This is a genomic window from Haloplanus litoreus (assembly GCF_045690335.1).
Taxonomy (GTDB): Archaea; Halobacteriota; Halobacteria; order Halobacteriales; family Haloferacaceae; genus Haloplanus; species Haloplanus litoreus.
Genome location: NZ_CP147874.1, coordinates 759645 through 772661 on the forward strand (window position 1 = coordinate 759645; position 13017 = coordinate 772661).

Below are 13017 nucleotides of genomic sequence, written 5' to 3' on the forward strand. Positions count from 1 at the left end.
CCTTCACTCCCGTCCCGAGGAACGCTCTTGTAGACGACGGCCGTAGCCGGTGGTATGACGACCGTCCTGCTCGCCCGACACGGCGAGACGACGTGGAACCGCGACGGCCGCCTGCAGGGGTGGGCGCCGACCCCGCTGACCGACCGGGGGCACGAGCAGTCACGAGCGCTCGCCGCCGCCGTCGCCGCCGACTACGACGTGGACCGGGTGCTCGCTTCCGACCTCCGGCGAGCCAGACAGACCGTCTCCTACCTCGCCGACCGGGTGGGCCAGGATCCCGCCTTCGAGACGACGTGGCGTGAACGCGACTTCGGCCGCTATCAGGGGCTCCCCCGCGAGGCGGTGTTTGAGGATCACGACCGCCTGTCGCTCGCCCGTGCCGGTCGGGACGCGGTGGACGCCCGTCCGGAGAGCGGCGAGAGCCTCCGCGACGTGCGCGAACGCGTCCTCTCCGGGTGGGAGCGGATGCTCGCAGAGAGCGGGGACGACGAGACGGTGGCTGTCGTCTGTCACGGCGGCCCGCTCCACTTGCTGCTCGGCGCCGTCGAGGGCCGCGATGTCGTCTCCGCGGTGGTCAAGGGCGAACAGCACAACTGCGGGTTGAACGAACTCCGAGTCGACGACGGGGACGCACGACTCGTGGCGGAGAACCGGACCGAGTTCCTCGACACCGTCTCGGCGTAGGTCCCGGCAGGACCCGATGTCGAGGTCGAGGTCGAGGTCGCCGTCCTCGAGTTTCCGACAGCGTCCACGGCGTCGGGCCAGCACACGCGTCGGCGGCCCCGTCAGTCTTCGCCGGTGGGATAGTTCCGTGTGAACACATCCTCGACGAGCGGTTCGTCGCCTTCTTCGGCCGCCTCACTCGGGCTTACGCTTCCCGTCCGGTAGCCGTGCAGGTCGAGGGTGACGTGATCGAATCCGACGTCGGTGAGGTGTTCCCTCGCCGCGCGGACGAACTCCCGGTCGAGGGCGGCGTCGAGTTCGTCGGGGGCGACTTCGATGCGCGCGAGGCCGTCGTGGTCGCGGACGCGGAACTGTGAGAACCCCCACGTCCGGAGGAGGCGTTCGGCCTTCTCGACACGGGTGAGACGTTCCTCGGTCACCTCCAGCCCGGTCGGGATACGCGAGGAGAGACACGCCATCGAGGGTTTGTCGGCGACCGAGAGGTCGTAGCGTTCGGCGGCCTCCCGCACCTCCGCCTTGGTGATGTCGTGGGCCAGCAGCGGCGAGAACACGTCGAGTTCCTCGACGGCACGCAGGCCGGGTCGGTGGCCCTCGCCCGGGTCCGAGGCGTTCGTCCCGTCGCAGACGGTGCCGATACCCAGGTCGCGGGCGGCGTCGTACATCTTCCCCAGTCGCATCGTCCGGCAGTGGTAACACCGGTCGTCGCCGTTCGCGACGAAGTCGGGATCGTCGAGTTCGGAGAACGTCACCGTCTCGTGGCGGATTCCGATCTCCTCGGCCACCCGGACCGCGTCGTCGAGTTCGTCCGCGGGGAGGGTCTCGCTTCTGGCCGTACAGGCCACGGCGCCGTCGCCGAGGGCGTCGTGAGCGAGTGCGGCGACGACCGCCGAGTCGACGCCGCCGGAGAACGCGACGAGGACGCCGTCGCGGTCGGCGAGCGACTCGCGGGCCGCGTCGAGTTTCTCGTCGAGTGTGGTCATTGCTATTCGTTCCGCGCCGACGGGCAAAAGCGCGTTGTCTACGGAGAAAGATTCATTCCGCCGTCTCGTCAACCGAACGCCAGAACCGAGTATGCCCGCGAAAACCGGAGCGTCACACGCGCTGTCGTCGTTCGTCAGCCTGATCGTCGGGACGGTCCTCTCGAAGTACGTCTGGACGTACACGCCGCCACTCGCGGAGGCGGGAGCACTGGCCGGCAGGCACCTCTCCGGGCTGGTCGGGACGCCGCTGTCCCGGGAGACGACTGGGGGGTTCGTCGTCGTCTTGCTTCTGTCGTTCCTGTGGGGCGTCATCTATCATCTCGCCCGGGACGAGGGGTGACCGTGCCGACCCGCAACGTTTTGCCGGATGGGGCGATACTCGTTCCCGCATGGAGCTAACGGCCATCCCGGGCGTCGGGGAGAAGACGGCCGCCGCCCTCGACGAACTCGCCGACCCCGAACGGGCGCTCCGGGAGGGCGACGTGGCTGCACTCGCCGAGGCGCCGGGCATCTCCGCCGGTCGCGCCGCCGCCATCGCTCGCGCGGCCGTCCGCCACGAACACGGCGCAGACGGCGAGTTCCTCGCGACCGACCGCGCCCGCGACGTCCACGAGTCCGTCCTCGCGTTGCTGGAGGAACGCACGGTCACCGACTACGCCGCCCGGCGGATGGCCACGTTCGTCCCGACGGGCGCCCAGTCGCGCATCGAGGAGGTGCGCGCCCTCGTCGCCCGGGCGACGGGGCGGGACGTCGACCCCGCGACGCTCGACGCGCTGACCAACGTCGAACCGCTGGTCGACCCGCCGCCGACGCGGGTGCGCGACCGCTGTCTCGCCACCGCGGACGCCGAGCGGTACGCCGAGGCGACGGACGCAGTCCCCGAACTCTCCGTCGAGGTGGTCGACGACGCCCGTGACCTCGCGGAACTCGCACGCTCCTACGCGACGGTGATCGCCCTCGACGAAACCTTCGCCGGCGTCGACGTGACCGGCGACGTGCGCGTCCGCCCCGACGCTCTCGACCACCCTTCGGAGGTGGTGCCCGAACGTCTCCTCTCGTTTTTCGCGGCGAACCGCGACTCCCTGCTCGCGGCTGCACGGGTCCACGACGCCGCGGGGATGGACCCGCCCTGTGACCTCGACGCGCTCCGGGATGCCCTCTCGCGACTCGACGACGACGGCACGCCCGTCGGCGACGACGAACTCGACCGGCTCACCACCGCCGTCGACGACCTCGATGCCGCGGTAGGAACGGCCGAATCCGTCGCCAACGATCACCTCCGAACCGCCATCCGTGAACGCGACGTGACCATCGAGGGGACGGACTTTCTCTCGCTGGTCGAACAGGGCGCGCGCGTCGACGCCTTGCTCTCCCGCGAACTCGCCGACGAGTTCGACCGCGCGGTCGAGAAGGCGCGCAACCACCTCCTCGACAGTCTCGACCTGGCCGACGAGGCGGATCTGGCCGAACGCGTCTTCGGCGGCGATCCGACCTTCCCGCTGGAACACGACGAGGAGGCGGTCTCCAGGCTCCGAACCGAACTGACGGCGGCCCGCGACCGTCGGGCAGCGCGGCTCAAGGCCGACCTGGCCGACGACCTCGGTGCCCTCCGGGACCCCGCCGAGCGGCTGGTTCGGGCCGCCCTGGAACGCGACGTGGAACTCGCGGTTGCCCGCTTCGCCGACGACTTCGACTGCACGCTACCCACCGTCTCCGACGACGTGTCGGGCGTCGCCGTCGAGGGCGGCCGCTCGCCGCTGCTGGACGTGTCCTTCGACGAGGTGGATCCCGTCGACTACGCCGTCTCGGGCGTGACGCTCCTCTCCGGGGTCAACAGCGGCGGGAAGACGTCGACGCTCGACCTGCTGGCGCTCGTGACGATTCTCGCCCACATGGGGCTCCCGGTCCCCGCCGACTCGGCCCGTGTCGAACGTGTCTCCGAACTCCACTACTACGCCAAGAGCCAGGGGACGCTCGACGCCGGCGCGTTCGAGGCGACGCTCCGGGACTTCGCCGACCTGGCGACCGGGACGGATTCGCGGCTCGTTCTCGTCGACGAACTGGAGAGCATCACGGAACCGGGGGCGAGCGCGAAGATCATCGCCGGCATCCTCGAAGCGCTCGACGGGGGCGACGTGACCGCCGTCTTCGTCTCCCACCTCGCGGGCGAGATTCGCGACGCCGCGGGGATCGACGTGGCCGTCGACGGCATCGAGGCCGTGGGACTGGTCGACGGCGAACTCCAGGTGAACCGCTCGCCGGTCACCGACCACCTCGCGCGCTCGACGCCCGAACTCATCGTCGAAAAACTCGCGACGGGGGCCGACGACCCCGACGGCGACGCCGCGTTCTACGGCCGCCTGCTGGAGAAGTTCTGACGCGCGTCAGACGGCCGCAGGACGGCGACAGACGCCCTCGCGGCAACTGTTAAGTGGGCACGCGAGCGAGGTGAAACTGATGACAGACGACCCCGGCGAGGGGATGCTGTCGTGGGACGAGTCGGTGTTTCGAGACGAACACGTCTTCGAAATCGACTACGTCCCCGAGACGTTCGACCACCGCGAGACGCAACTGGAGAACCTGAAGTACGCCCTGCGTCCCGCGGTCCGTGGGTCCCGCCCGCTCAACACGATGGTCCGCGGCCCGCCGGGCACCGGGAAGACCACCGCCGTCCTGAAACTGTTCGGCGAACTCTCCGGGCAACCGGGTGTGCGGACCGTCCGGGTGAACTGCCAACTCGACTCGACGCGCTACGCCGTCTTCTCCCGTGTGTTCGAGCACGTCTTCGACTACGAACCCCCCTCGTCGGGAATCTCGTTCAAGAAGCTGTTCGGCCAGATCACCGACCGCCTCGTCGACGACGACGAGGTGCTGGTGGTCGCGCTGGACGACGTGAACTACCTGTTCTACGAGAACGAGGCGTCCGACACGCTCTACTCGCTGCTCCGCGCCCACGAAGGGTCGGCCGGGGCGCGCATCGGCGTCATCGTCGTCTCCTCGGATCTGGGTCTGGATATCATGGAGGAACTCGACGGCCGCGTCCAGAGCGTCTTCCGGCCGGAGGAGGTGTACTTCCCCGTCTACGACGCCGACGAAATCGTCGACATCCTCGGCGAACGGGTCGAACGCGGCTTTCACGACGGCGTGATCGGTGCCCCGGAACTCGACCGGGTCGCGGAACTCACCGCCGAGAGCGGTGACCTCCGGGTCGGTATCGACCTGTTGCGCCGAGCGGGACTCAACGCCGAGATGCGCGCCAGCAAGACGATCAGCGTCGACGACGTGGAGGAGGCCTACGACAAGTCGAAGTACGTCCACCTCTCGCGCTGTCTGCGCGAACTCTCCGAGTCGGAGCGGGCGCTGGTCGAAACCATCGCCGAACACGACGGTCAGCAGGCGGGGACGGTGTACGAGGCGTTCCACGAGTCGACCGAACTCGGCTACACGCGGTACTCGGAAATCGTCAACAAACTCGACCAACTGGGCGTCATCGAGGCGGACTACGCCGACGTCGAGGGCCGTGGTCGCTCCCGGTCGCTCACCCTCTCGTACGACGCCGAGGCGGTCCTCGACCGGCTCTGACGGGCGGCGTCTGCCGCCGGAACTCATTTATTCGCCCAATCCTGCTTGGGAAGCGAAGATGCCACGTGACACGTTCACACGCCGACGGTGGCTCGCCGCCGTCGTCGGCGGATTGACGGCGGGGTGTGGTGGGCGGGCGGACTCGCCGTCGACGTCGGCGCCGACCGAGACGACACCGTCGCCGACGCGCCAACGAGTCACGCCGACGGCGACGACGCCGGGCGACTCCGAGGCGATGGCCACCGACGAGGCGGCCCCGTTCCAGACCGGCCCCGCCGACTGCGCGTTCGACGCGGGAGAGGTTCTCGACGGCGCCTGGCCGATGCTGCATTACGACGCCGCGGGGACCCACGCCGCCCCCGAGACGAACGGTCCCACGAGCTTTCCACTCAACGAGCGCTGGACCGTCTCCGCGCTCGAATCCCGGGTGGCGCTGCCCGTCGCCGACACCGACTACGTCTACTTCCTCGCGATGGACGAGGGCGACGGCGAGGCGGCGCGCACGACCCTCCTGTGTCACGACCCACTCCGAAACGGGGAGATCCAGTGGCGCTACCAGGCCGACGCGATGCCCGTCGGCCCGCCGATCAGTGCCGCCGACGTGGTGTACGTCCCCTTCGGTGACGCCGCCGACGTCCGCATCGTGGCCCTCGATCGAGAGAACGGTGAGCCCCTGAACACGTACCCGCTTCCCGGTCGGTTCCAGGGCGCGTTGTCGTCCGTCGGTGCGAGCCTCGTGATTCCGACCGAGTCGCGGTATCAGGTCGTCGACGCCCGTACCGGCCGGTCCTGTTGGTCGTTCTCTCCCAACGCCGTCGACGCCACCGACTCCGCCGGTCAGCACATCCGCGCCACCGCCGTCGGTGACGGCATCGCGTACATCGGGACGGGCTTCCCGGACGGCGCGCCGACGACGCAGGTCGGGCACCTGTACGCCGTCGATCCGTCGCGGGCCGGAACCCGCTGGACCGTCACCCTCGACAGCCCGGTCAACCGCCTCGCCGTCGACGACGGCGTTCTCGTCGCCACGACCGGGAGTGGGCTCGTGGGCTTCGACGCCGCGTCCGGCAGTCGACTCTGGGACACCGCCGTGGAGGCACACGTCCGGCCGGCGACGCTCGCGATGGCCGACCGGATGGCCGTCTACGGCACCCGCCGGACGCTCCACGGACTGGACACCGCCACGGGCGCCGAGCGGTGGTCGCTTCCATTCGGCGTCCGCGGTGACGTGATCTTCGTGGGTGACGTGCTCTACGCCGTCGGGCGGAGCGACCCCACGAGCCAGCGCATCCTGCTGGGGGCCGTCGACGTGGAGTCCGGACAGCCACGGTGGCAACAGGAGATTTACGACCCCATCGTCGACGTGATGGCCGCCAACGGCTACCTCTACGCCATCACGACCGACGGTCGTCTGTTCGCGTTCAGCAGCGTCTAGACGAACTCGATGGCCCCGCTCGGCCCGTTCGTGAGGTGGACCTCGAAGGGCATCGTCGACCGATCCGCCACCACCAGGTCCCAGTACGTCGCCGCGATGGCCTCCGGATCGAGGGACGTGGCCGGGTCGCCGGGCTCCGCACCCGGCGGTCGGATCGTCCCGTCGAGGACGACGTGCGCGACGTGGACCCCTTCCGGTCCAAGTTCCCGGGCGAGCGACTGGGCCATCCCCCGGACACCGAACTTGGCGGCCGAGAAGCCGAGGGCGTTCTCCTTGCCCCGGATCGACGTGGTCGCGCCGGTGAACACCATCGTCCCGCCCCGGCCGGTCATGTCCGCGGCGGCCGCCCGCGCACAGCAGAAGGCCCCCCGTGGCCCGGTCGCCAGGGCATCGTCGAACTCGTCGAGGCCGATGTCGGTCACACCCTTCCAGGCCGCCCCGCTGGCGTTGTAGACGAGGACGTCCACGGGTCCGAACGCCTCACGCACCGTCTCGAACGCCGACTCGACGGCCGCGGCGTCGGTGAGATCCGTGGGCACCGCCAACCCGTCTCCCTCGCCGTCGAGTTCGGTTGCCAGGTCGGTCAGAAACGATTCGGTGCGGGCGAGGAGCGCGACCCGACACCCCTCGCGTGCGAACCGGCGGGCGACGGCGGCGCCGAGTCCCGGTCCGACGCCCGCGACGACGACAGTGCGTGTCATACGGTCTCGATGAACGGGACGGACAAAACGGTTGGCCCACCCGGTCGGTCCACCTCGTCCCCATCGGCTCGCCCCCAACCAGCCGTCGCTCCGCCGGGACCGCGGCGTTTTTGACCGCCGCCCGCGCAGCCGTGGCTATGAAGACGTCGGGTGGATCGGACGCCGCGAAGCGTCGCGCGGGCGAACACGCCGCCGATCTGGTGACCGACGGCGACGTCGTCGGTCTCGGGACGGGCAGCACCGCCGCTCACGCCATCCGGGCGCTCGGGCGGGCGGTCGACGCCGGACTGGACGTGCAAGGGGTCGCCACCTCCTACGCCTCCCGCGACCTGGCCCGTGAGGTCGGACTCCCGCTCGTCGAGCTCGGCGCCGTCTCCCGGATCGATCTCGCCATCGACGGCGCAGATCAGGTGAGCGACGACCTGGCCCTGATCAAAGGCGGCGGCGCGGCCCACGCCCGCGAGAAGGTGGTCGACGCCGCGGCGGCGCGGTTCGTCGTCGTCGCCGATCCCTCGAAGGAGACGGCCACCCTCGACCGGTCGGTCCCGGTGGAAGTGTTACCGGATGCACGAGCCACCGTCCGACGGGCGGTCCGGGACCTGGACGGCGAGCCGACACTCCGGGCCGCCGAACGAAAGGACGGCCCGGTAGTGACCGACAACGGCAACCTCGTGCTGGACTGTGACTTCGGGGCCCTCCCCGACCCCGGCTCGCTGGCGACGGCGCTCGCGACGACACCGGGCGTCGTCGCCCACGGTCTCTTCGTGGACCTGGCCGACGAGGTACACGTGGGTCACGCCGACGGCGTTCGCGTCCGGGCGCGCGACTGATCGGCGACGCCGTCGCTTCGCGGGTGAAAAAACGAAGAAGATCGAACCGACTTACAGGTCGCGCGGCTGGACGGTCTTTCGGTCGTTCTGCTCGGCACGGCGGGCGGCGTCGGCGAGCAGTTCCTCGACTTCCTCGTCGAGGGCATCGTAGAAGTCCGAAGCGACGTTCTTGTCCTGGAGCGCTTCCTTGACGGCGGCTTTGACGATGAGGTCTGCCATACGAGCAGTACATACCCACCCTTATTAATAAGATTTCCCAAATCGGCCGCACGTACCGCCACAGTGGCCGTTCTCGCGCATTTTGTCCCAGATATATAAATACTGGGGCCGAGAACCGACACCTACGAGTATCTCACGGCCGGACGGCGGATATGCGCGATATTCTCGACGCGGTGGCGCGGGGCGACCTGTCGCCGGCCGAGGCGGAAGCCAGTCTCGCCGGCTACGCCACGACCGATGCGGGGCGGTTCGACGCCGCGCGCGAGCACCGGCGGGGGATCCCCGAGGCGGTACTCGCCGACGGCAAGACGCCCGACGAGGTGGCGTCGATGGCCGATGCGGCCCTGGAGACGACCGGCCGGGTCATCGTCACCCGTGCCGACGGCGCCCACGTCGCGGCCGTCACCGACGGCCTGCCGGCCGAGGCGAGCGTCGACCACGACGAACGCGCCCGGACGCTCGTCGTCGAGGCACCGGGGTTCGACGCGCCGAGCATCGACGCGACGGTGGCCGTCGTCACGGCGGGGACCTCCGACGCGGCGGCGGCGGGGGAGGCGGCCGTCCTCTCCCGGGCCGTCGGGGCCACCATCGACCGGGTAGACGACGTGGGCGTCGCTCACCTGGGTCGGATCGTCGACCACCTCGACACGCTACGGGCCGCGGACGTGGCCGTCGTCGCCGCCGGCCGCGAGGGAGCGCTCCCGACGGTGGTCGCCGGCCTCGTCGACACGCCGGTGATCGGACTCCCGGTGTCGACGGGCTACGGCCACGGCGGCGAGGGCGACTCGGCACTCGCCAGCATGCTCCAGTCCTGTACCGTCCTCTCTACGGTCAACATCGACGACGGGTTCACTGCGGGGGCGCAGGCGGGACTGATCGCCAGAGCCGTCGCTAGCGCCCGAGACGACTAACGGGGGCGACGAAACGCACAACTATCGTCGGACTCGGATCTCATTTTTGGACGAACAGTCGGGTCGCACGCACGCGCGCGATAGCCATTTAGGTGTGTGTACCCAACCCGGAGTACCGGCACCGGTGGTAGCCGGTTCAACTATGGCACGCTGCGATCACTGCGGGTCGCACGTCTCGGAGCGCTTCGCACGGGTGTTCGCCGACGGCAGTGGGCGAATCCTGGCTTGTCCGAGCTGCTCGGCCAACGCCGGCATCGCCGAAGCCTCCAGAGACCGCACCCCAAACGCGTAACCACTGCAGCGACATTCGACCACCACGCGAAGCCACCTTCCACGCACACCGCACCGTCGACGGCGGCGTTCGACCGTCGATCATTATAGGTGCGGCCGGCGTGTCCACCCGACGTGCACTACGTCTACGTCCTCGAGTGCGCCGACGGCACGTACTACACCGGCTACACGACCGACGTGGAGCGTCGCGTGGCCGAACACGACGCGGGCGAGGGCGCGAAGTACACCCGTGGCCGGACCCCGGTCGAACTCGTCCACACCGAGCGCTACGAGACGCGTTCGGCGGCGATGTCCCGCGAACACGAGGTCAAGTCGCTCTCACGGGCGGCGAAAGAACGGTTGGTCGCCGACGCGGACATCGACTGACCGTCCGCGTCGCCCGCGTCCTCACGGCCAGACGCGGTTGCTCTGCCGTATCTCGATGGAATCACACGCCGAACACGACGGGTCGTCGACGTTCGTCCCCACGCCGAACGTCTCCCCACAGGTGTCACACCGAGAAGTGACCGTCCGTGAACCACCGCGTCGACGCCCACCTTTTTGCCACCGCCGCGGGAGGGTGAGGTATGGACGCCATCTCCTTCGGTACCGACGGGTGGCGCGCCCGTCTCGACACGTTCACCGACGACCGGGTGCGGATCGTCGGCCAGGCGGTCGCGGACTACCTCGCCGACGCGGGACACGACGCCCCCGTTGCCGTCGGCTACGACGCCCGTGCGACCTCCGAGGGCTTCGCCGAGTCGCTGGCCGACGTCCTCGCGGCCAACGGGTTCGACGTCCTCCTCCCCGAGCGGGACTGCCCGACGCCGGTGATCGCGTGGTCGGTCGTGGACCGCGGCCTCGCGGGGGCGCTGATGGTCACCGCCTCGCACAACCCGCCGGAGTACAACGGCGTGAAGTTCATCCCCGACGACGGCACCCCGGCCCTGCCCGAGATGACCGACGCCATCGAGGCCCGCCTCGCCGATCCGCGAGCGGACGGTCCGCGGGGGGCGGTCGACCGCGTCGACCTCGTCTCGTCTCACGCCGACCAGGCCCGCGACCTGATCGATCCGGATCTCTCGGGACTGACGGTCGTCTACGACGCCATGCACGGGAGCGGTCGCGGCGTCACCGACGCCCTCCTCGAATCGGCGGGGGCAACCGTGATCCGCCGCCGGTGTGAGCGGGATACCTCCTTCGGTGGTGTCCCGCCGGAACCGAGCGCCGACCACCTCGACGGCCTCGTCGACGCCGTGGCCGCCCACGACGCGGACCTCGGCGTCGCGAACGACGGCGACGCCGACCGCCTCGCCATCGTCACCCCCGACCGTGGCTTCCTCGACGAGAACCTGTTTTTCGCCGCCGTCTACGACGCCCTGTTGGAGGCCGACTCGGGACCCGCCGTCCGCACCGTCTCGACCACGTTCCTGATCGACCGTGTCGCCGCCGCCCACGGCGAGGACGTGGTCGAGACTCCGGTGGGATTCAAGTGGGTCGCCGAGGCCATGGTCGACCACGACGCCCTGATGGGCGGCGAGGAGTCCGGCGGCTTCTCCGTCCGCGGGCACGTCCCCGAGAAGGACGGGGTGTTGATGGCGTTGCTCGCCGCCGACGTGGCGAGCACCGAACCGATAGACGACCGGGTGGACCGACTGCTCGACGTCCACGGCGACGTCGTCGCCGACAAGGTGAGCGTCGACTGCCCGGACGAGCGGAAGGCGGCCGTCATCGACGCCCTCGGCGACGCCATCCCGGACACCGTCGCCGGCCGGGCCGTCGAGGACGTCGTCACGCTCGACGGGTTCAAACTCCTGTGTACGGACGGCTCCTGGCTGCTCGTCCGCCCGAGCGGCACCGAACCGAAGATGCGGGTCTACGCCGAGGCCGAGAGCCGCGACCGGGTGGACGCCATCCTCGACGAGGGACGCGACCTGGTCGCGGCGCTGGTCTGACCCGCCCCGTCACAGAAGTCGACATTTCCATATTCCTCCGTCCCCGACGGCCGACATGGACCTGACCGAACGGGGTCGCGCGACTGCGGTCGTGGAGGTGATCGCGTGAGCGGCGCTTACGGCCCGTTCTCGCGAGTTCGACGGGTGCTCGCGGCCGAAACCGCCGCCGTCAGGTGGTGGCTGATGGTCGTCGCGGCCGAACTCGCCCTCGTCACCGCCTACCTCGCCGTCACCGACGTCGTCGTCACCGAACCACGGTACGTCGTCTACCCGTTCGTCTGGATCAACGTCGGCGTCTGGGCCATGCTCCGGATGGAGACTCCCTCGGTCGACCGGCGCCAGCGGGCCGTCGCCCTCGGGATGGCTGGCGGTTACCTCCTCCTCCTGTTCTGGGCCGGCGGCGTGCTCCTGTTCGGACTCTCCGGGCCGCTCCCCGGCGGTGCCGTCGCCTCCGTTCACTGGAACATCCCCGGGTGGGGACCGGCCGTAGTCTACGGCACCCCGCGGCTCCGCCTCTCGGTCGTTCCGTTCAAAGTCGTCGGCTACGTCGCCATGACCTACCTCGTCTACGCCCGACTGCTCGACGCGACGCGGGCGGTGCTCTCGGGTGCGCTGGGATTGCTCTCCTGTGTCGGCTGTACCTTCTCCATCCTGCTCCCCCTGATCGGTGCGACCAGCCTGTTCGGGTCGACGCTGACGGGCCTCTCGTGGGACCTCTCGACGATCGTCTTCCTGCTCACCGTTGCCCTGCTCTACTGGGCCGACGAGGTGGGGGTCGCGGTGTCGCGACGGCTCTCGTAGTTTAGTCGGCCCCGAAGTCGCGTCCCATCGTCTCCGTCGGCCGCTGGCCGATCCTCCGTGGCGTGTGGCTCCACGCGCTCGATATCGAATCCTAGCGACTCGTAGAAGGGACGCACGTCGGGGTCGAACTCGACGACGAGACGCCCTCGCTCGGCCAGCGCCGCCGACACGAGTGCGGTGCCGACGCCCCGGTCCCGCCACCGGCGCCGCGTCGCCACTGCGGTCACGCGGTCGCCGTCGCGGACGAGGGCGCCCACCACTCGCCCCTCGACCGTCGCCACGAGGACCGCGCCGCGACCGATCCGGTCCCGGACCGTCGCGGCGTCCGCTTCGAGGACTGCGCCGTCGACGACGCGCATGACGGCGAGGTGGTCGTCGTTGCTCGCCGGCCGGACGGTCACGCGGTCGTCGGTCGGCGCCCCGCCCTTGACCAGTCGGAGGACGCGCACCTCGCGCTCGAAGTCGACCGGCCGGTCCTCGGGGACGGGGTCGTCGTCGACGAGGACGGCCGCCTCGTGGGGACTAAGATCGAGGGCTGTGAGCAGGTTACCGTAGGTGGCGCCGGCGTCGAGGTCGACGGTCTCGACGCCCTCGCCCACCACTTCGGCACGAACCGTCGGCATGGTCGGTGGCAGTCGGTGGACGGCCC

General features: G+C 70.0%; 15 protein-coding genes. 11 read left to right on the forward strand and 4 right to left on the reverse strand.

Features of this window, described 5'->3' with window-relative positions; translation table 11 throughout:
• Window positions 1-54 precede the first annotated feature (54 nt).
• A complete protein-coding gene (locus V8686_RS04125) occupies window positions 55-684 on the forward strand; it encodes a histidine phosphatase family protein (protein ID WP_379702697.1) in 630 nt (209 codons plus the stop codon).
• 101 nt (window positions 685-785) lie between these two features.
• Here the strand turns inward: V8686_RS04125 and larE are convergent, their stop codons facing one another.
• Window positions 786-1664: an ATP-dependent sacrificial sulfur transferase LarE gene (larE, locus tag V8686_RS04130; RefSeq protein WP_379702698.1), complete on the reverse strand. Its 879-nt coding sequence runs from the start codon at window positions 1662-1664 to the stop codon at window positions 786-788.
• A gap of 91 nt (window positions 1665-1755) precedes the next feature.
• Between larE and V8686_RS04135 the strand changes: the two genes are divergently transcribed.
• From V8686_RS04135 to V8686_RS04150, 4 genes are all read left to right on the forward strand, one after another.
• Window positions 1756-2004 (forward strand): hypothetical protein, encoded by a 249-nt coding sequence (locus V8686_RS04135; RefSeq protein WP_379702699.1) that lies wholly within the window; start codon window positions 1756-1758, stop codon window positions 2002-2004.
• 49 nt (window positions 2005-2053) lie between these two features.
• On the forward strand, window positions 2054-4042 hold the full coding sequence (locus V8686_RS04140; protein ID WP_379702700.1) for a helix-hairpin-helix domain-containing protein: 1989 nt from the start codon (window positions 2054-2056) through the stop codon (window positions 4040-4042).
• A gap of 79 nt (window positions 4043-4121) precedes the next feature.
• Window positions 4122-5246, forward strand: coding sequence for an ORC1-type DNA replication protein (locus V8686_RS04145; RefSeq protein ID WP_379702701.1), 1125 nt, complete (start codon window positions 4122-4124; stop codon window positions 5244-5246).
• 58 nt (window positions 5247-5304) lie between these two features.
• Window positions 5305-6681: an outer membrane protein assembly factor BamB family protein gene (locus tag V8686_RS04150; protein WP_379702702.1), complete on the forward strand. Its 1377-nt coding sequence runs from the start codon at window positions 5305-5307 to the stop codon at window positions 6679-6681.
• Here V8686_RS04150 and V8686_RS04155 read toward each other — a convergent pair.
• On the reverse strand, window positions 6678-7382 hold the full coding sequence (locus V8686_RS04155; RefSeq protein ID WP_379702703.1) for an SDR family NAD(P)-dependent oxidoreductase: 705 nt from the start codon (window positions 7380-7382) through the stop codon (window positions 6678-6680). The two genes, V8686_RS04150 and V8686_RS04155, sit on opposite strands and share 4 nt — an antisense overlap.
• Before the next feature lie 137 nt (window positions 7383-7519).
• Here V8686_RS04155 and rpiA point away from each other — a divergent pair, with 137 nt between their 5' ends.
• Window positions 7520-8212, forward strand: a complete 693-nt coding sequence (gene rpiA, locus V8686_RS04160) for a ribose-5-phosphate isomerase RpiA (RefSeq protein ID WP_379702704.1) — start codon at window positions 7520-7522, stop codon at window positions 8210-8212.
• A 51-nt stretch (window positions 8213-8263) separates the two neighbouring features.
• On the opposite strand, the gene V8686_RS04165 is transcribed toward rpiA, so the two are convergent.
• On the reverse strand, window positions 8264-8431 hold the full coding sequence (locus V8686_RS04165; protein WP_049937578.1) for a DUF1931 family protein: 168 nt from the start codon (window positions 8429-8431) through the stop codon (window positions 8264-8266).
• 152 nt (window positions 8432-8583) lie between these two features.
• On the opposite strand from V8686_RS04165, the gene larB reads away from it, so the two are divergent.
• The 5 genes from larB to V8686_RS04185 all read left to right on the forward strand — a co-directional run bounded on the left by larB (window position 8584) and on the right by V8686_RS04185 (window position 12368).
• Window positions 8584-9342, forward strand: a complete 759-nt coding sequence (gene larB, locus V8686_RS04170) for a nickel pincer cofactor biosynthesis protein LarB (RefSeq protein WP_379702705.1) — start codon at window positions 8584-8586, stop codon at window positions 9340-9342.
• A gap of 142 nt (window positions 9343-9484) precedes the next feature.
• The gene (locus V8686_RS18445; protein ID WP_458329467.1) at window positions 9485-9634 is read left to right on the forward strand and encodes a DUF7563 family protein; all 150 of its coding nucleotides are present in this window, start codon (window positions 9485-9487) and stop codon (window positions 9632-9634) included.
• A gap of 113 nt (window positions 9635-9747) precedes the next feature.
• The gene (locus tag V8686_RS04175; RefSeq protein WP_379702706.1) at window positions 9748-9999 is read left to right on the forward strand and encodes a GIY-YIG nuclease family protein; all 252 of its coding nucleotides are present in this window, start codon (window positions 9748-9750) and stop codon (window positions 9997-9999) included.
• 200 nt (window positions 10000-10199) lie between these two features.
• Entirely contained in the window at window positions 10200-11567 is a 1368-nt protein-coding gene (locus tag V8686_RS04180) for a phosphoglucomutase/phosphomannomutase family protein (protein WP_379702707.1), read from the forward strand.
• Window positions 11568-11672: 105 nt separating this feature from the next.
• Window positions 11673-12368: a DUF7546 family protein gene (locus V8686_RS04185; protein ID WP_379702709.1), complete on the forward strand. Its 696-nt coding sequence runs from the start codon at window positions 11673-11675 to the stop codon at window positions 12366-12368.
• Here the strand turns inward: V8686_RS04185 and samp2 are convergent.
• Window positions 12320-12991, reverse strand: coding sequence for a ubiquitin-like small modifier protein SAMP2 (gene samp2, locus V8686_RS04190; RefSeq protein ID WP_379702710.1), 672 nt, complete (start codon window positions 12989-12991; stop codon window positions 12320-12322). The genes V8686_RS04185 and samp2 overlap by 49 nt on opposite strands.
• Between the last annotated feature and the right edge of the window lie 26 nt (window positions 12992-13017).

Coding starts and splice junctions, on each gene's coding strand:
- V8686_RS18445 (WP_458329467.1), top strand. CDS start 9,485: ATGGCACGCTGCGATCACTGCGGGTCGCACGTCTCGGAGCGCTTCGCA.
- V8686_RS04135 (WP_379702699.1), top strand. CDS start 1,756: ATGCCCGCGAAAACCGGAGCGTCACACGCGCTGTCGTCGTTCGTCAGC.
- larB (WP_379702705.1), top strand. CDS start 8,584: ATGCGCGATATTCTCGACGCGGTGGCGCGGGGCGACCTGTCGCCGGCC.
- V8686_RS04140 (WP_379702700.1), top strand. CDS start 2,054: ATGGAGCTAACGGCCATCCCGGGCGTCGGGGAGAAGACGGCCGCCGCC.
- V8686_RS04180 (WP_379702707.1), top strand. CDS start 10,200: ATGGACGCCATCTCCTTCGGTACCGACGGGTGGCGCGCCCGTCTCGAC.
- samp2 (WP_379702710.1), bottom strand. CDS start 12,991: ATGCCGACGGTTCGTGCCGAAGTGGTGGGCGAGGGCGTCGAGACCGTC.
- rpiA (WP_379702704.1), top strand. CDS start 7,520: ATGAAGACGTCGGGTGGATCGGACGCCGCGAAGCGTCGCGCGGGCGAA.
- V8686_RS04155 (WP_379702703.1), bottom strand. CDS start 7,382: ATGACACGCACTGTCGTCGTCGCGGGCGTCGGACCGGGACTCGGCGCC.
- V8686_RS04165 (WP_049937578.1), bottom strand. CDS start 8,431: ATGGCAGACCTCATCGTCAAAGCCGCCGTCAAGGAAGCGCTCCAGGAC.
- V8686_RS04150 (WP_379702702.1), top strand. CDS start 5,305: ATGCCACGTGACACGTTCACACGCCGACGGTGGCTCGCCGCCGTCGTC.
- V8686_RS04125 (WP_379702697.1), top strand. CDS start 55: ATGACGACCGTCCTGCTCGCCCGACACGGCGAGACGACGTGGAACCGC.
- V8686_RS04145 (WP_379702701.1), top strand. CDS start 4,122: ATGACAGACGACCCCGGCGAGGGGATGCTGTCGTGGGACGAGTCGGTG.
- larE (WP_379702698.1), bottom strand. CDS start 1,664: ATGACCACACTCGACGAGAAACTCGACGCGGCCCGCGAGTCGCTCGCC.